The following is an 18,526-nucleotide window of genomic DNA, read 5'->3' on the forward strand; positions in this document are numbered from 1 at the left end:
TAAAAGCCAGATTAATGACAAAACATTAACCTAGCTTATGAAATGGCATAAAGCGTTCTGCAATTACTCAGTAGGCGCTAGTGCTGGGTAGCCAAGAGCGTACAGAGTACCTTCAAGTCCTGTCACGTTGATAGCGGCATCAGCACGTGCTTGAACGATTGGTTTAGCATGATAGGCCACACCCAGATCAGCCAGTGCCATCATCGGTAAGTCGTTAGCACCGTCACCGACACAGACCACTTGTGACATCTCAATGCCTAAGCGCTCAGCAGTATGCTCGACGATAGCAGCTTTTTTGGCACCGTTGACAATAGGCCACTGTACATGACCAGTGACTTCACCTTCCTCGATATCTAAAGCATTGGCATGTACTTCATCGATACCTAGCTGCTCAGCGATGTAACGAGCAAAATAAGTAAAGCCGCCTGATACTAGCACCGTATGATAACCCAGTGCTTTTAGCGCACTGATCGTAGTGCGCGCACCAGTCGATAACGTTAGACGGCTACAGATATCATCAAGCACATCAGTAGAAGTGCCTTTTAGTAAGGCCACACGCTGAGCAAATGATTCATCAAAGTCAATCTCACCGCGCATTGCGGCTTCAGTGATGGCTTCAACTTCTTCGCCAATCCCAGCCGTTTTTGCCAGCTCCACGATGACTTCTTGCTCGATCAAGGTTGAGTCCATATCAAAGCAGGCAAGCTTGTGTGTCCGTAGCATATGACCGACAGATAGGATATGACAGTCCACGACGTTTATGTTGCCTGTGCTATCTGCACTGCGTGTATTGTTATATTCTTCAGTTAGGTCATGACGCAAGCGAGTGGTCAGCTGATCATCAATAATGTGAGCGGCTGCGGTTTTTTTGCCAGGGTGCATCAGCGTGTCAGTGACTGGTACTAGCAGATAACGGTAGACTTGAGTATGGGTAAAGGGTAGGCGCTGTGCGTCTGCTGCTGTAGGCTCTGTATCAGATACCGTGATATTGACGAAGCTAGCGTCAGTATCTTCGGCAACGGTCACTAAATGCCAACTTGGCTGTTCGTCGACCCACGACTGAACGTATTGATGAATATCTAATGCAGATACCTGAGTCGGCAGTACTACGATGAGCGCAAAAACAGGTAGCGACTGTAGCGCATCAAAGTCTTGCAAATTGGTATCTTCGGGTAATAATGCCGCAATAGAATCAACGGCTTGTTGCCATGCTTTGCTGTCTTTTGGTAACGAATAAGATGTATTTTTTGGCATGGCTCAATTGTCCCTTGTATGCTCATATAAGATTAGGAATAATAACAGTTTTACTGGGCAGCGCCTATAGATGACGCGCAAAGTAACAATGATGCTAAAAAACAGATTTTATGGCGTAAGAAGCCATAGAAAATGCAATAAAGTTATTATGATAAATTTATAAAGCGCTCACGCTATAAGGCTTATTATGGTGATATAGTAGATGAGATAAGTTGGCTGTTTATCGACGGTGCTTTGTTATTAACGATGCCTCGCAAAAGATTGCAAGGCAAAAGATAGCGAAGCTGGCAACAATATTGATGGTGTTGATAGTCGTTAATAATCAATATCGCTTTATCACTATGTGCGCACTATAGTTAGCGCACATCACAATTGTTTAAAAATTAGCCAAAAAATGAGCAATAGCCTCGTTTTTTAATTTCTTCTCTCCAAAAAAGTTTAACATATCATGACGTATTTAGCGCCGCGGCAAGGGTTGTTTGCCATTATTCTTCTGGTTAGTTTTTGTTTGCAGACGCTGTTATTGGTCATTAGTACTGACCAACAGCTGAGCAATAGTCGTGCGTTAAAAGGCGAGCAGATGGTCGCCCAGCTGATTGATGAAGCAAGGTTGTCTTTAGAAAATAAAGACCGTGTGAGTTTAAGCGTTATTGCCAACCGCTATACCAGCGAGCAAGACGTCACACGGATACTGATTAAGGACAACAACGACGATATCTTGGTGCCAGTAGGCAATGCGCCGATGCAGCAAGGTGACACCATTCGTCAAATCGCCACCAATGGCGATGCAGTCATCGGTAGCGTTGCACTGACCCTAAAAGACGTCAGCAAAGGCGAGATTATCGCCATGCAATGGCCGTTTGTCATCGGCACCATGCTGTTACATTTACTGCTTTGGCTGATTTACGGTTACCTTGCTCGTCCGACCAAAGAGCAAATCAATGCGTTAAGTCGAGATATCCAAGAGCTGTATCGTGACCAATACAGACCAGTCGATCAGCGCGGCTACGACCGTGAACTTGAGCGACAGTCAATGGGTCAATCAGCGTCTCATTTAGCAGACAGTCAAGTAGCGACTGATAATACGGCTAATGCTACAGATGACGAAGTGACTAATGCCCGCAAATTCAATGTACATAATGAAGTGAATGAGTATCTTAGAACCCAGCAAAACCAAGAGGCAGGTAGCGATACTGACAATCTAGCGAGTGCGAGTGAAGGTAGCGAAAGCGAGATAGCAGATACAGACGGTGTTGCTTCTCAAGTTGCCAGCCATACGTCTAAGTTATCTGCCACACGGTCTGTTGATAGCGTCAAAGTTCAAGTCGTATTCCATGATGAGTTCAATATGCTTGAACGCCTTGCACCTGCGCAGCGCCTGCCTTATCTAGCACTCTGCACGCAGCTGCTCAATCAAGCCGTGACCGAGCTGCTAAGACAACCATTGCTACTGGGCGTGAGTGCGATGAATGAAGCGCACTTCGAAGACAATGGCGCAAGTGTGGTACTAAAGGCTGATAATAGTCATGCAAAAGTGGCACTCGCAGGTGTGATGCTTGCCAAGCTATACTTAATGCTCAACAAAATTATCCACGACAAGCATATTGAGCTGTCGCGTTTTGCCTTGCCAGCGAAAGCGGGCGTGAGTGATGATGCGCAGTCAGAGCCAATGACCCATTTGCTCCAGAGTATAGGCAAAAAAGAGCAGCTATTAATACTATTGCCAAATGCCGGTCTCAAGCAAATCAGCAATCATATACAAGTACATAACATCATGCGTCCAACCACTGTCTATGAGCGCGAGTGTGCGATATTTGATGGTGCTAATGACTCATTGATTCAGCGTTTGGCTGATGTGCGCAACGCGGTTCTGATGATTGAAGACGAGGACGAGGACGAGCTACACATTTAATGCCAACTGTATTTGGTCATTTATATTACAATTGTCTGTTATATAGCCTACTGGACTATCTTAATCGTAGGGTTGAAATGTACCATATTGCGAAAAAGGATTGACAACATTCAATAGAGACTTTATAAGGCATATATATATTGATGTATTCTTAATACCCTTGCCTAAAAATGATAGGAGTTTGTCATGAGTGACGCTGATATTGACGACGATTTTGATGATGATTTTGTCGACGATGATGATGCAAAGATGGTTGAAGAAGCTGAGACGAGCGTGCGTACACGTTTAAGTAGTCTTGAAAAACGTCGGCTAATCGATAATTTGCTAGAAGAAAAGCGTTTGGCTAAAGAGTTAAAAGACGATCTAGACGACATAGACAACTTCGATGAAGACGGCGATGATTGGGATGATGACGATTTTTAATTTGTCGGCATCAGTCGTTTCAGTGGACTAAAGTGCTCTAATGGCTATTTTAATGACTAAAATCATTTAACCAATCAAACTGGTTGCCTGCTGTTTTCTAATTTTCTAGGTTGCTCGCAACCCGTTCATCTCGATAATACTTACCCGATAGAGGTTGCTTGAGTTTGATTAACTAAGCAGCCTTTAGTCTCTACTTAAGTACTCGTCCTCTTTTATTTAACCGATCGCCCACTGCGATTGATGACATCTATCTGTTAAGGAAAACCAAATTATGAGTAACCAACTAAGTTTTGATGAATTACTAGACTATTTGGACAATCAAGAAAGCCAGTTCGTGCTAGATAGTGTCGCAGCGCATGGTTTTTTGACGGCGACGGTCATCGGTCGTCCATTGCCTAACTGGATGGATGCCCTGTTCGAAGGTCATGTAAGTGAGATTCCAGAAAACGTCATCGATGGCATCAAACGCTGGCGTGATTCGATCATGGCTGAGCTAAAAAACGAGACGCCGATCGAATTACCATTTGGTGAAGATGCTGGTAACGAAGAAGTGGCGGTTGATTTCTCTGACGAGTCAGACATCGTTGCTTGGTCAATCGGTTTTGTCGATGCCATGTATGGTGATGAAGCAAGCGACTGGTTCGAAGACGAAGAGACGGCAGAAGACGTAGCAGTATTGACCTTACCAATGATCGTACTTAGCGGTATCGATGATGAAGATCCAGAGCTGTCTGAGATGCGTAAAGACGAAGACAAAATGGTACAGATGGCCAATAGCATCGAAGGTAATTTGACTGAATTGTTTTTGTTGTTTCATACCAACGATTAATGATGCTAAGAAGCAGCGCTATTAGTAGTGCTGTTTCTGTCTTGTCTATGCTGTATCGCAGCGCTTTGATTTACTATATATTTTATAAGTCACCGATAAGGTCATCCTATGACTGTGCAACTCTCCAATCTTGAGCACCTACCTAACTATCAAATCACTGAACGCCTAGACGTGGTGTACGGTAGTACCGTGCGTTCAAAGCACGTCGGTAAAGATCTGTTTGCTGGTTTAAAAAACATCGTTGGCGGTGAGCTGACGGCTTATACCGAGCTATTGGAAGAGTCACGCCAAGAAGCAATCGATCGCATGATTGTTAAAGCAGAGGCGCTCGGTGCTGATGCGGTGGTCGGTCTGCGTTTTTCGACTTCTAGCATCGCCCAAGGTGCGTCAGAGCTGTTTGTCTATGGTACTGCGGTTAAGGTTGCGCCGATATCACAACAACAGTATCAAACCCCGCCAAGCGATGGTTACAACCATTCTAGTCAAAATACGAACACTCAGACCCAAGTCGCACCCGATGATTTACCGCGTTTCAATCCTTTTGGTTAATCCTATAATACTAAAAGCTACAATGCTAAAGACTACAATACCAAATCCTACAATGCTAAAAGCACCGATGCTTTTTACGATGAGAAACGTGCTATGAATGATTCACTCACGCAAGTGCTCATCAATTATGGGCCGTTTGTCTTCTTATTCGCGGCTGGCTGGTTCTTCGGGTCACGCCATGAGCGTCAGCATTTGGCACAGCTAACAGTAGCAGAGCAAGCATTGGGCGATATCACTGTCTCAAGCGAACGTCTATACCGTCCCAAGTTAGCAGCGGGTAGTGAAGGTGAGCTAGTGCTTGGTAGTGTCGTCATCGCTCAAGATTATTTCAAAATGATTATCGCTCGCGTATTAAGTGTCTTTGGCAAAAACTTAACCACCTATGAGACTTTGCTAGATCGTGCCCGTCGCGAGGCCATCGTTCGTATGCGGACTGAGGCAAAAGCCAAAGGCTACACGCATATCTATGGGTTACGCCTTGAAGTCACCAATGTTAACCAATTAGGCAGTATGGTCGAAGCCATCGCCTACGGTACAGCTGTTATCAGTATCGACCATATTAAACCCACATCTGCTATAAATCACAAAACCTCCGCTTAAATCATTTCTAGTTTATTTTCAAGTGTAAAAACCTATAATTGACTGACGAGTAGTCAGAAAAATCAAAACCATACACTTTTACAACGATATACTGAATTTTGCCGTTCCGTTATTATTTCGGTTCGTAGTAACCAGTTTTATCAAAAATTGTCGGTTTAAAAAACACGACTGTATGGAAAAGAGTCATATAAAGAGCTGACAACGTCGGTGGCTTTTACCCAAGATATCAGCAGGATTGGCTGATTGAGCATGACGAGGTTGTCATAAACCTGCCCGTGTAAGGGCTCTATCTACAAGGATGTAGTTATGGAAGGTGTTGAGTTAGTCACGTTTATAAATGCAAAAGTCATTCCCATTAGTATCTTTTTGATTATGATGGGAATGGGATTGTCCTTAGTTACCAATGATTTTAAGAGAGTCGTCAAATACCCTAAAGCAGTCGCCATAGGCTTGACCAATCAGCTAATATTTTTACCGCTCGTAGGTTTTGTCTTGGCAACCTCTATGTCTCTCGAGCCAGAGTATGCCGTTGGGGTTATGTTGCTGGTATTGTGTCCTGGTGGCACGACATCGAATCTATTTACCTATTTAGCCAAAGGTGATGTTGCACTTTCGGTCACCATGACCGCTATTGCCAGTGTCATTACCGTATTTACTATTCCTATCGTCCTTAGTTTTTCGCTCGTATATTTCATGGGAGCGGGTAGTGAGTTTCAGTTGCCAGTGGTCAAGACCATGGTCAGCCTAATTGCTCTGACTATCTTACCCGTCAGTATTGGTATGTTGATCAAACGCTATGCCCCTAACGCGGCAGACAAGGGACAGGTGATGGTGTCTCGTTTTGGCGTGATATTTTTGAGCTTCTTGGTACTTTTCTTAAGCTATGTGCAACGAGATATCATCGTTGAAGCGTTAATTGCTACTGGCCCTGTGGCATTGATACTGAACGTATCGACGATGGCGCTTGGTTATTACACCAGCAAATGGTTCGGTCTAAATCCTGCACAAAGACGCTCGATTACTATGGAAGTCGGCCTACAAAACAGTACGCTTTCAATGTTTATGGCACTGACGCTGTTGGCTAACTATAAGATGTCGATGACGCCAGCCATTTATACGCTAATTATGTTCTTGACCGCTGGTATCATGGTCAGAGTATTTACTGCCCAGCACAATAAAGCCAAAAGAACCGAGATAGAAAACAGCGTGTTGGCAGCACGTAGAATGTAAGAGGTTTAAGATAACCTTAGTAACGCATTGTTGCGCCCGTTGAGACAGTACTTGGCAAAAATCAACAGTGTATAGTGCAATAAAATAAGCCCATAATCCGCTTCGTATAATGAAGCTGGTTATGGGTTTTTGTGTTTAGTGCTCGTTTTAACTCAAATTAGTTTAGCTCAAACCAGTTTTATCTCAAGTCTAAAATCTTCGTCTGTCCATTTTCGCTCTTGCCTCGGCGGCTTGCTCTTTTACTTTTTCAATTTCAAATAAGAACGTACGGTTTTTGAGTACCGCGACGAATACCACACCGCCTACCGTATTGCCTACCAGTACCACGACTAAAAATACCAAGTAGCGCCAGAGACTGACGGTATTGCCATATAGTAATGCTGAAAATACCTCGATATTGCCCACGATACTATGATGCAAACCTAAAAACCCAATACTACCAGTGATAAGCGTCACCAGTACGATACGGCTAAGTGTGTCCCGTGCAGAGGTCACTAGCCATGCGGCCACGCCCATCATCCAGCCTGCCAGCACGGCGCTGCCAAAGATAACCCACCACTCAAAACCTAAGATATGCTCGGCATAGACATCGATAGCATGGTCTGTAAACAGGTGCATATGCAGCCCTAGACCAATCATTAACGCTGCAAAGATACAACCGCCAACGATATTACCAGCGATGACGATACCCCATAGCCGCAGGAGCTTGTGCAGCGGTTCAATTTTATTTAAGACAGGCAGGCTCAAGAGGGAAGTCTGCTCTGTAAATAATAACGATTGACCAATCACTACGATAATAAAGCCGATTGGATACAGCAGTGACGACAGCACCATGGCATAGCGACTTGGTATTGCGTCATTAAGTAGGGCAAACGCTGATAAAATCATAAAAAAGCTGATGCCAATCTCTAGCCCAGCCGTAAAGGCGCTGGTAAATAGCGAGCCAAGTGAACGCTCAAAAGTTTCTTTTGCGTGGATAACTTGCTCGACTAAGATACTGGCGTAGCTTTTCGCTTGGCTTAGATTGTCGTCACTGGCAACCTTTTTGATGGTTTCTTTGTCTTCGTCGCTGATTTCTTCTGGCAGGTCGTCATTTTCTAAGTCTTCGGTGGCTTTGATAGGTTCGTCTGCATCGTTGTCTGTAGTTTCATCTACGTCACTATCTGTAGTGTCGTCGGCGTCCTTATTTACCTCATCATCTTTGGAAGGGCTGCCGCTTTCTTCTAGCGTACCGTCACCTTCAGGCACAGGAGTAGTGGTACTCGCATTTGTACGCTCATCGTTTGGTCGATTAGCCTGAGAATCATGGTCATGCTCGGTATCTTGGGACACGGTTGGCTCGCTGGTTATAGGCTAATGATTTTGCTGCATAAGTAATCTCTATTATATTTCCCATTCTTCTGATTGTTGTTGTTAATTGATTAACAATTTGAGTAATAAATCGCCTTCAGGCTTTATAAATTGCCTTACCATCTAACAAAATCTGCCTATCTGCGTTAAAATCACACTATCAACTATTTTTCCTGTTTTTATAGCGTTTTGCGCTATCTCATTTTGACCACATTCATTATCAACAATAAGATTACCCTATTATGAGCAATCCTAATACCGATACCAGCATTGATAGCAATGCGAAAACCAATCTGACCCAGTCGATCCAAGCGGCGCTAAGCCAATTAGAGAGCGCCTATAATCCTGCGGAAGTTGAAGCAGGTATGTATCAAGGCTGGGAAGAAAGCGGCTATTTTCAGCCGACTTTTGACAAAGACGAGTCGTTTTCTATTGCGCTGCCACCGCCAAACGTCACGGGCTCGCTACACATGGGTCATGGTTTTAACAATGCTATTATGGATGCGCTCACGCGTTATCACCGCATGGATGGCGACAATACGCTGTGGCAACCAGGTACGGATCATGCGGGTATCGCAACCCAGATGGTCGTTGAACGTCGCCTAGAGGCGCAAGGTATCAAGCGCCGTGATATGACGCGTGCAGATTTCATCGATAAAGTATGGGAATGGAAAGAAGAGTCGGGCGGCAATATCACTAGCCAGATTCGCCGTTTGGGCAGCTCGGTTGACTGGTCGCGTGAGCGCTTTACCATGGATGATGGTTTGTCCAATGCAGTAAAAGAAGTGTTCGTACGCCTGTTTGACGATGGACTTATTTATCGTGGTAAGCGTTTAGTTAACTGGGATCCAAAGTTCCAAACCGCATTATCTGATTTAGAAGTAGAAAACCATGATGAAAAAGGCAGCTTGTGGCATTTCCGCTATCACTTCACGGATACAGAACTATTAACTCAAGATGGTAAAAACTACCTCGTCGTAGCCACCACACGTCCTGAAACATTACTCGGTGATACCGCTGTCGCTGTCAATCCGAGCGATGAGCGTTATGCACATTTAGTCGGCAAAACCATTACCTTGCCAATCACGGGTCGTATCGTGCCTATCGTTGCTGATGATTATGTCGAAAAAAACTTTGGTACGGGTTGTGTCAAAATCACGCCAGCGCATGATTTTAACGATTACGAGCTGGGTCGTCGCCATAGCTTGCCATTGATTAATATCCTTGATGAGCGCGCCAATATTTTGCCAGCGATGGAAGTTTATCCTGATCTGCAAACACGTGAGCCAACATTAGAGACTACGCCGAGCGAATACGCAGGACTTGAGCGTTTTGCCGCGCGTAAGTTTCTTGTAGAGCAAGCAGGCGAGCAGGGCTGGCTAGAAGATATCGAAGACTATGCGCTAAAAGCCCCGCGTGCTGAGCGTGGTGGTACGATCGTTGAGCCGTGGTTGACCGATCAATGGTATGTCGCAGTTAAAGAGCTGGCCAAGCCTGCGATTGACGCGGTAGAAGACGGCAGCATTGAGTTCGTTCCTGCGCAGTACAAAAACATGTATATGGCGTGGATGACCGATCTACAAGATTGGTGCATCAGCCGTCAGTTGTGGTGGGGACATCGTATCCCTGCATGGTATGACGATGCGACAGGTGAAATATATGTCGCCCGTGATGAAGCGGAAGTACGTAGCAAATACAACTTAAGTGATGATGTAAAACTGCGCCAAGATGATGATGTGCTCGATACGTGGTTTAGCTCTGGTCTATGGACGTTCAGTACGCTTGACTGGGCAGACGTCAACGCTGATCCACGCGTGATGGACACTTTCCACCCGACCAGCGTGCTCGTGACAGGTTTTGACATTATCTTCTTTTGGGTTGCGCGCATGATCATGATGACTATGCATTTCGTGAAAAACGAAGACGGCACGCCGCAAGTACCGTTTAAGACCGTCTATGTGCATGGTCTGGTACGTGATGGCAATGGTCAAAAAATGTCAAAATCAAAAGGTAATGTCTTAGATCCGATCGATCTAATCGACGGTATTGAGCTAGAAGCGTTGGTCGAAAAACGCACTAGCAACATGATGAATCCAAAAGACGCAGCCAAGATTGAGAAGCAAACGCGTAAAGAGTTCCCAGAAGGCATCCCAGCGTATGGTACGGATGCACTGCGCTTTACCTTTACCTCACTAGCCAGTACTGGTCGCGATATCAACTTTGATCTAAAGCGTGTTGAGGGCTATCGTAACTTCTGTAATAAAATCTGGAACGCCAGCCGTTTTGTACTCATGAACTGTGTCGATGGCGAAGGCAGTGCTAAGCCTATCGACCAAACGGCGAATCCTGACGTATGGGAATTGCCAGAAAAATGGATCATGAGTCGTCTGAACTCTACCGTTGCCGATATCCATCAGCATTTTGCTCAGTATCGTCTCGATATGGTCAGCCAAGATATCTATGAGTTTATCTGGAATGAGTACTGTGATTGGTACGTTGAGCTTGCCAAAGCCAGCCTAAATGATGACTCGGTATCGGACGAGCGCAAAGCGCAAATCCGCTATGTACTACTGCACGTACTAGAGACTGCGCTACGTTTCACTCATCCAATCATGCCGTATCTGACTGAGCAAATCTGGCAGACTATCGCGCCGCTACTGGGTCGCAAGAATACCGACAGCATCGTGGTCGCTGACTATCCACAGACCGATGCCAGCCAAATCAGTGAGCAGACTGAAGCGGATATGGCATGGCTACAAGAGCTAATCGCGAGCGTCCGTAACATCCGCGGTGAGATGAAACTGGGCAATGCGGTACGTCTGCCAGTGCTACTACAAAACGTCTCTGCCGATGAAGATGCGCGTCTGTCACGTATCAAAAACCAGTTCAAAGCGCTTGCCAAGGTCGAGAGCTTAGAGATAGTGAAAGAAGGCGATGAAGTACCGTTGTCATCATCAAGCATGGTCGGTCAGCTGCGTGTGCTCGTACCGATGAAAGGTCTGATTGATCCAACGGCTGAGCTGGCACGTCTGGGCAAAGCGCATGAGAAACTACAAAAGCAAGCCGATGGTATCGCGCGTAAGCTAGGCAATGAAGGCTTTGTCAGTAAAGCACCTGTAGAAGTGGTCGATGCTGAGAAAGCGAAATTGGCTGAGCTAGAAGGGCAGTTGACCGCGATGACAGCGCAGATGGAGCAGTTGAAAGCGTTGTAGGTTGGTAATTTTATTGCAAATAAACTGACTAAATATATTTGCATAATACCTTTGGGGTAGCTATAATAAATCTACAACTCACCCTTAGTAACTAAAATTAAATTTTTAGATTGCCTAGGGCAAAAAAACCGTTACAGTGATATGCTGTAGCGGTTTTTTTATGTCAATAAAATAACTGGGTGGATAAACTTGAAAACCAATGTATATATTGATGGTTATAACCTGTTTTATGGCTGTCTAAAACACAGTAATGATAAATGGTTGGACTTATATCACCTATTTGCAAATCGTATTATTCACGCACAAGATCCAAATGCGGTAATTGAGACTGTCTACTTTTTTACCGCAGATATTAAGTCAAAAATATCAACGCAAGGAGAAGCCGCCCAAAACGCTCAGCAGTCCTATCATAGAGCATTGCAAAAAATGTATCCTAATAACATGAAAATTATAAAAGGGTATTATGCGCTGGAGAAGGGCAACTTACTCAGGTACAAACAACCACCTGATAAAAGTGACCGTGTTGAAGTATGGCGTCTAGAAGAAAAGCAAACCGACGTTAACATTACATTGACCGCTTACCGAGACGCGATACAAAACAAAGCACAGCAAGTGGTTTTTGTCACCAATGATACCGATATTGAGCCAGCGCTTAAAGCACTACGAGAAGATATGGGAGATGCTATTGTCATTGGCATTATTATCCCTATACGCTCTAATAGCCGTCGCCCACAGAATGAGAGACTAAGCAAATATGCAGATTGGACGCGCTCGTATATTACCGATGATGAGCTAGCAGGCAGTCATCTACCTGATAAAGTTCCTACCGCAAAAAAACCAATTCTAAAGCCTAAGTATTGGTAGATTTTGTATTTTTTACCAGCCATTTCATAATTAAAAAAAATTTAAGTTAGGCAATGAAGGCTTTATGAGTAAAGCACCTGCGGAAGTGGTCGATGCTGAAAAAGCGAAACTAGCTGAGTTAGAAGGGCAGTTGACGGCGCAGATGGAAGAGTTGAAGGCGTTTTAATTGTTGTCAATGAACAGTATTGTAAGAATTAAAATGATGAAAAGGTACTTTTTAGAGTGCATTTTTATTTTGTCATTTATTAATATAATTTAAGGAAGATAATATGAATAATGATTTAACTGAAGATGCGATCTTTGAGCACAATGTAGTTATGATTAATATAAATGCATCAATTGAAGATAGGTCTGCATATCATGCAGTACGATATGCTTGGAAAGTAAATCCCAAGACAGTTAGTCAAGCTGAGTATGTACTAGCAGTTGCCCATGGAAAAATTGTTGGGGTTTTTATTGCGGATAAATGGAAAGTAGCTACTTTAGAGAATTTTCCAGAGTATCCTAATGTTGCAGCAGAAGGTAGATTTGGTTTTGTTGGCAGAGATGCTCCTAAAGAGATTATTGACCTTTACATGGGTAAGCGTATTTCTAGTGATTATCGTAAAAAAGGTGCGTCGAATCCTATTAGGTATAACTATGAATATAATGCTAGAAAAAACTCCATCGTACGAAAAGTTTTCTCGAATGGTGAGCGAATTAATTTTAGAAAAAAGAGCACTTAACAGGCTTTTTAAACCTAAGTTAAATTTTCTAAAAACCGCTCCAGCTCATGCTTTAGCGGTTTTTTAATGTCAGTAATTAGTCTATTATCTTTAAAGGAATAAAAATCTAACGTAAGGAACACCATGAACCATCTCACTGTCGGACAACGCACACCTTTAAGCAATCTTACTATTGACGACAGCGCACCTATCACGCTCAAATTCACTCGCCAAAGCCCAATAGAGATGGACATCAGCTGCTTTGCGCTAGACGCAGCGGGCAAACTGATCAATGATGATTACATGGTGTTCTATAATCAGCCAACCTCTCCATGCGGGCAAATCAAGCTCACCCATTACGAGTCACAAACAACGGCAAATAAAGGCATCCAAGCCGAGTTTGAAGTTAATTTATCCAAACTGGCGACTAATATAGACAGCTTGTTTTTTGTGTTATCAGCCGACACGCCGCTGAATCAAATTCAATCGTTAGAGATTGGCATTTGGCAGCAGTCGCAAAAGGCGCAGGCGGAATATCAAGCAGCAGACTTTGCCCAGCAGCAAGCCAGTATGTTGATGCAGCTGTATCGTAAGGGTGGCGTTTGGCGAGTATCCAACGTCGCGCAAGGCTTTAATGGTGGGCTTGCCGCTATTGTGCAGCATTTCGGTGGTGACGTAGAAGAGGGCAGCTCTACAGCAGCAGAGACGACCGCAACGCCAGTTCAAACAAAACCGTCGTTAGAAAAGGTGATGCTAGACAAAGCGCCAAAACTGGTCAATCTGGCCAAAAAAGCCACCATATCACTTGAGAAACGCCAGTTGCAGCAATTAACCGCAAAGGTGGCGTTGGTGTTAGATGCCTCAGGCTCAATGAACAGACAGTACAAAAAAGGCCGCGTGCAAGAGGTGGTCAATCGCATATTGCCATTGGCAGTGAACTTCGATGACGACCAAGCACTAGACTGCTGGGCGTTTGCCCGAGATCCGCAGTATTTGGGCGAGATTGGACTGAGCAATTATGACGGTTTTATCAACAACGCTCATGGCGGCTGGCGCAAATGGGCACTTGGCCCACGCATCAACAATGAAGCAGAGGTCATGAAAGCCGTGACGGAGTTTTACCAAAAAGACGGCTTGGATGTGCCTGTCTACGTGCTATTTATCAGTGATGGCGGGGTAAATGACAATCGCGGTATCACGAGAGTCATGACGGAAGCGGCGAAACTGCCGATATTTTGGCAATTTGTAGGCTTGGGTGGTCGTGGTTATGGCATCCTAAAAAAACTAGACGATATGACAGGGCGCGTGATTGATAATTGCGACTTTTTTGAATTAGATGACTTGGATGATATCAGCGAAGAAGCCTTGTATGAGAATATGCTAGAAGAGTTCCCAATGTGGCTTAAAGAAGCCAAGCAACTTGGTATCGTGCAGCAATAATTTTATGATTCGATTACAGCTAAATAAAAAACCGCCACAGCAAATACTATGGCGGTTTTTTATGGCTCAAAATATCTTAATTTCTAAAATCTCTATAGCGCCCACAGCGATTGGTACTGCTCATCAGTCAAGGTTACGATATCGATTTCGGCTAGCATCTCGCGCAGTTCTTCCCACTTACTTGCATCAGGCTTGATAGGCGTGAGCAATCTGCCCAGCGTATTATCAATGATGGCATCCATCAGCGCATCGACTTCGGTTTTACTATAGTCGTAATACATACGGTGGGCAGTGGCTGGCTCATTTTTACACAGTTCGGTCATTTGATTGGTCACTTGGATAAAGGTATCTATTGCGTCTTTTTTCGCGCTATAGATCTCATCCGTCGTCAGAATCTCTAAAGCCGAAAAGTTCGGATAAGGTGACAAATGCTGATCGATAAATTCAAAGTTCAACCCTTCATGAGTCGCTTCAACGCCTTCAAAATTATAAAAGCATAGCCATGCGCCATCTAGGCTTGAGTCTTCTTGCAGGTTCTTTATATGATAAAAGTCTTTTTGTACAAAGCTCACATTATCACGGCTGATACTAAAGCCATTTTTCTTGGCATAGCGAGCCAATATCTCAAAGCCAATACGATTGGTCTTTTCTTCAGCAGCAGGGGTGCAAATGCGAATAGGCTGATTGTTTTTTAATTTATCCATGCTAGCGCGCTGCATCAATATACCGCCATCGGTCTCAAAAAAGCAGCCCAGCGCGAGTAGGTTAGGCGCGTAATGTTCAAACAGATGGATAGGCTCATTGACATGCAGATCGATGCTTTGGTTTTGTAATTCGGCAAAGCCATCATAGTGGTCGTCTGGCTCGATAATGGTGATATCAAGCCCTGCTTGCTCATATGCGCCCGTGGTCACACCAGCGATAAAGGGCATGTGATCAGGGTTTAAGAACCATTCGAGGGTCAGAGTAAGTTTGGTGGTCGGCTGCATGGTTGTTTCCTTTTTGATTATGGAAAACAATCAGACTGATACGATTAAAGTAAAACAAGAAAGGCCAAATAAGAAAAGTGAAGCCTCGATGCTAACTGTCAGATGCTCGGCGTTTGATATGGTTATCATTACCAGTACATCATATCTATAGACTGCTCTTATTTATAGACCTCTGAGGGCGTGTCACGCTTGTTTCCTACGTCAGTGCTAACTGCTTCAGGTTCACGGGTATGTCTCAGCGATGATGTGGGCTGTGTGTACAGCGTTAAATCAAAGCACCCCGACAAGATTGATTGGTATTGCATTATTTTTGATCAGTACTGCTAATGAATCCGTACTGTGAATGGCTATTATCGATAGCTACTGCGTCATCATAGACGACTTACAAGACGTGATGCAAGCGTATCGGGAATGAGGATGGTAGGTGATGACTGATGTTCGATAATCGCTCTTTATAACAGTTTTCATTTGTGACGGCTTTTTATAAGCGCTTTCAATCGACGTATTAATAAAAGAGTGCAGCATTTATTATTGGTATTTACCCAATTACTAACCAAACATACCTATCAATAGCAAAAACCTTATATAAATAGTCTTGTGCGCAGACGGGCGATATTGCATGATTAGCCTTCTATGCCGCTGCTTACATAATAGGCGCTACTCTAGACAATCGACATTTGGCATAACTGACAACTTACACGACCGACAATTTATATGACCGAGAATAAAAAAGCGTTCTATTACCGACCCAAGACGGATCAATCCAACAGCCCAATGCTGCGTTGGACCTTTGTGACGCTTGGTTGGCTGTTTTTTATCTTAGGTATTATCGGTATATTGTTGCCGGTGATGCCCACCGCGCCCTTTATCTTGCTAGCAGCAGGTTGCTGGGCGCGCAGTTCTCGACGTTTTCATTTTTGGCTGATCAATCATAAATACTTTGGCAAATTCGTCCGTGACTGGGAGGAGAATCATGCCGTTCCGCTTTATGCCAAGTGTTTAGCGACGGTTATGATGGCAGCATCAACAATTATGTTATTTTATCGTTTGCCTGCCGATATGATGTGGATGGCATGGGCGGTAGCCGCTGTCTGTAGTGGGGTAGCGATATATTTGTTCCGTTTACCAAATGCTTAAATCCGTTGCAATTTGCGCCAAAATCGGTCAATAAACGGCTCTGGTTACACGAAACATGAGATAAGACTTGCGATACTGGGATGTACCCCTTATAATACGCCCAAGCTTAAGAGCAGTTCTGCACCAAATCATTACCTCGTAGTATTAGTTATAATCCTTCGTTTTAATATTTATCGTTCAGTAGCTATTTGCAAGCGTTACCGGTCACTAGACCATTAATAAATTTAAAAGTAGGATTATACTATGTCAGACGTTCAAAAAGGTACAGTTAAGTGGTTCAACGAAGCTAAAGGCTTTGGTTTTATCGCTCCAGAAACTGGCGCAGACGTTTTTGCTCATTACAGCGAAATCACTGGTTCAGGTTTCAAAACTTTGGCTGAAGGCCAAGAAGTTGAGTTCACTGTAACTCAAGGCCAAAAAGGCCCACAAGCACATAACATCGTTGCTATCTAATTTGTCTTTATAGACAGATAGATGAATAGATGTAGAAAAGCGAACCTTCGGGTTCGTTTTTTTTCGTCTGCGATTTAATATTTAAGATATGAGTACTTAAGCGAGTAGAAGTTTTATTTGAAAGGTTTTAATTAATCATATTAGACCGCGACCAATGCAAAAAGGCCTCCGACTATTTGTAGTCGGAGGCCTTTTATATTATGCAATCACATCAGCAGTTAAGAATGGACATTTAGCTTATTATATAAAGCTAATGCCGATATTGATCAGACCACCGCCCAGTATTAACCAACCAAACATAATAGCACCCAAGATAAGCGGTCTAACGCCAGCTTGCTTGATCGCGCTTAGATGCGTAGTCAAACCTAATGCAAACATGGCCATCGTCAGTAACACATCATCTAGCATCACCATACTGCGTACGATGCTCTCAGACATCGGCACCCATGTATGTATCAACACAATACCGATAAAGATAAATGCGAACCATGGCACTTTGACTTGTTTAACACGAGTCATAAATGACGCTGTCTCGTTTTTACTGCTTTTATCTTCTATAGTGTCATTATCTACGGTGCGATCTTTGGTTAGCGCAAACGATAACACAAGCAGGAAAGGCGCGAGCATCATAACGCGTATCATCTTGGTCACGACTGCGGTGTCACCAATCTTGGTATTGATTGCATTGCCCGCGACTACGACTTGCGCCACTTCATGAACGGTTGAGCCAGTGTACATGCCGTACTGCTGGGCGCTTAACCAAGGTTGTAACCAACCGAGATGATATAAAAAAGGATATAGTAGCATCGCGATAGTGCCAAAAACTACCACGGTTGCCACGGCGATAGTGACCTTGTGAGCTTGCGCGTTGACGACTGGCTCTGCAGCAATGACGGCAGCAGCACCGCAAATACTCGCGCCTGAGCCAATCAAAATAACCGTTTCTTTATCGACTTTTAGCCATCTAGTACCTAACCAATAGGTCAGCAAAAAGGTTGACGTCAGTACCAGTGCGTCAGTCATAATCGCTGGCATACCGACGCTCGCAACTTGTGTCATGGTTAGCTTAAACCCATAAAACATAATCGCAAGTCGCAGTATCTGACCCTTTGCAAAGCAAACACCGCCGTTTAAACGTTCAGTGAATTTGGGATAGATAGTATTGCCCAAGATCATGCCTAGCAATATCGCTAGCGTTAAAGATGACAAACCAATGATACGTCCGTTTGACCATACATCTAAACTGCTGTCCAACCATAAGCAAAACAAACTACCAATCAGAACGACTACCAATCCCGCCAAGTGACGGTGATTAGGGGTATAGTTATGAACGGAGTTGCTGACTGATTGGACGAGTGTGTGCATGACGCGGCATCCTATTACTTATATTAAGATAAGCATAAGCTTATGAATAGACAGTATATGCCCGCTGAATTTATAATAAAAACAGATTAATAAGATATAAGCTATCGATTTTTTAGGTTAAAGCTTATGTTAGAAATAGGTATACCGCGCATAAGCATCAAAAAAGACAAACGTCACGGATAAAACAGCGCAAAAACTGACATAAGGCAACATCG

16 protein-coding genes, 1 pseudogene and 1 riboswitch are annotated in these 18,526 nt (G+C 43.9%); of the genes and pseudogenes, 13 read left to right on the forward strand and 4 right to left on the reverse strand.

Annotated elements, in window-relative coordinates; genetic code table 11:
- Window positions 1-63: 63 nt before the first annotated feature.
- The gene (serB, locus tag JMX96_RS08525; protein WP_201568672.1) at window positions 64-1,254 is read right to left on the reverse strand and encodes a phosphoserine phosphatase SerB; all 1,191 of its coding nucleotides are present in this window, start codon (window positions 1,252-1,254) and stop codon (window positions 64-66) included.
- Between the two features lie 448 nt (window positions 1,255-1,702).
- Here serB and JMX96_RS08530 point away from each other — a divergent pair, with 448 nt between their 5' ends.
- The 6 genes from JMX96_RS08530 to JMX96_RS08555 all read left to right on the forward strand — a co-directional run bounded on the left by JMX96_RS08530 (window position 1,703) and on the right by JMX96_RS08555 (window position 6,797).
- Window positions 1,703-3,166, forward strand: coding sequence for a hypothetical protein (locus JMX96_RS08530; RefSeq protein ID WP_201568673.1), 1,464 nt, complete (start codon window positions 1,703-1,705; stop codon window positions 3,164-3,166).
- 186 nt (window positions 3,167-3,352) lie between these two features.
- Window positions 3,353-3,589 (forward strand): PA3496 family putative envelope integrity protein, encoded by a 237-nt coding sequence (locus JMX96_RS08535; RefSeq protein WP_057761656.1) that lies wholly within the window; start codon window positions 3,353-3,355, stop codon window positions 3,587-3,589.
- A gap of 271 nt (window positions 3,590-3,860) precedes the next feature.
- Window positions 3,861-4,418: a YecA family protein gene (locus JMX96_RS08540; RefSeq protein ID WP_201568674.1), complete on the forward strand. Its 558-nt coding sequence runs from the start codon at window positions 3,861-3,863 to the stop codon at window positions 4,416-4,418.
- 108 nt (window positions 4,419-4,526) lie between these two features.
- Window positions 4,527-4,967, forward strand: coding sequence for a YbjQ family protein (locus tag JMX96_RS08545; RefSeq protein WP_227676992.1), 441 nt, complete (start codon window positions 4,527-4,529; stop codon window positions 4,965-4,967).
- Window positions 4,968-5,060: 93 nt separating this feature from the next.
- Entirely contained in the window at window positions 5,061-5,567 is a 507-nt protein-coding gene (locus JMX96_RS08550; protein WP_201568675.1) for a YbjQ family protein, read from the forward strand.
- Between the two features lie 306 nt (window positions 5,568-5,873).
- Window positions 5,874-6,797 (forward strand): bile acid:sodium symporter family protein, encoded by a 924-nt coding sequence (locus JMX96_RS08555; RefSeq protein WP_201568676.1) that lies wholly within the window; start codon window positions 5,874-5,876, stop codon window positions 6,795-6,797.
- A 189-nt stretch (window positions 6,798-6,986) separates the two neighbouring features.
- Here JMX96_RS08555 and JMX96_RS08560 read toward each other — a convergent pair whose 3' ends face one another.
- Entirely contained in the window at window positions 6,987-8,129 is a 1,143-nt protein-coding gene (locus JMX96_RS08560) for a formate/nitrite transporter family protein (RefSeq protein WP_227676993.1), read from the reverse strand.
- Window positions 8,130-8,389: 260 nt separating this feature from the next.
- On the opposite strand from JMX96_RS08560, the gene JMX96_RS08565 reads away from it, so the two are divergent.
- From JMX96_RS08565 to JMX96_RS08585, 5 genes and pseudogenes are all read left to right on the forward strand, one after another.
- On the forward strand, window positions 8,390-11,359 hold the full coding sequence (locus JMX96_RS08565; protein WP_201568677.1) for a valine--tRNA ligase: 2,970 nt from the start codon (window positions 8,390-8,392) through the stop codon (window positions 11,357-11,359).
- 189 nt (window positions 11,360-11,548) lie between these two features.
- Window positions 11,549-12,223, forward strand: coding sequence for an NYN domain-containing protein (locus JMX96_RS08570; protein ID WP_201568678.1), 675 nt, complete (start codon window positions 11,549-11,551; stop codon window positions 12,221-12,223).
- Window positions 12,224-12,266: 43 nt separating this feature from the next.
- Window positions 12,267-12,389 (forward strand): annotated as a pseudogene (locus tag JMX96_RS08575) (hypothetical protein); the annotation flags it as partial.
- 103 nt (window positions 12,390-12,492) lie between these two features.
- Window positions 12,493-12,948, forward strand: a complete 456-nt coding sequence (locus JMX96_RS08580) for a hypothetical protein (RefSeq protein ID WP_201568680.1) — start codon at window positions 12,493-12,495, stop codon at window positions 12,946-12,948.
- Between the two features lie 123 nt (window positions 12,949-13,071).
- Window positions 13,072-14,367, forward strand: coding sequence for a VWA domain-containing protein (locus JMX96_RS08585; protein WP_201568681.1), 1,296 nt, complete (start codon window positions 13,072-13,074; stop codon window positions 14,365-14,367).
- Window positions 14,368-14,459: 92 nt separating this feature from the next.
- Here the strand turns inward: JMX96_RS08585 and JMX96_RS08590 are convergent, their stop codons facing one another.
- Window positions 14,460-15,356, reverse strand: a complete 897-nt coding sequence (locus JMX96_RS08590) for an ABC transporter substrate-binding protein (protein WP_201568682.1) — start codon at window positions 15,354-15,356, stop codon at window positions 14,460-14,462.
- Window positions 15,357-15,532: 176 nt separating this feature from the next.
- Window positions 15,533-15,649: riboswitch (TPP riboswitch) on the reverse strand.
- A 421-nt stretch (window positions 15,650-16,070) separates the two neighbouring features.
- Here JMX96_RS08590 and JMX96_RS08595 point away from each other — a divergent pair.
- Both JMX96_RS08595 and JMX96_RS08600 read left to right on the forward strand, forming a co-directional pair.
- Complete coding sequence (locus tag JMX96_RS08595; RefSeq protein ID WP_201568683.1) at window positions 16,071-16,493, forward strand: YbaN family protein; 423 nt, start codon at window positions 16,071-16,073, stop codon at window positions 16,491-16,493.
- Between the two features lie 243 nt (window positions 16,494-16,736).
- A complete protein-coding gene (locus tag JMX96_RS08600; protein ID WP_045453470.1) occupies window positions 16,737-16,946 on the forward strand; it encodes a cold-shock protein in 210 nt (69 codons plus the stop codon).
- A 240-nt stretch (window positions 16,947-17,186) separates the two neighbouring features.
- Here the strand turns inward: JMX96_RS08600 and JMX96_RS08605 are convergent, their stop codons facing one another.
- Entirely contained in the window at window positions 17,187-18,311 is a 1,125-nt protein-coding gene (locus JMX96_RS08605; protein ID WP_201568684.1) for a YeiH family protein, read from the reverse strand.
- Window positions 18,312-18,526: the final 215 nt, after the last annotated feature.

This window comes from Psychrobacter sp. JCM 18900 (assembly GCF_904846625.1).
GTDB lineage: Bacteria > Pseudomonadota > Gammaproteobacteria > Pseudomonadales > Moraxellaceae > Psychrobacter.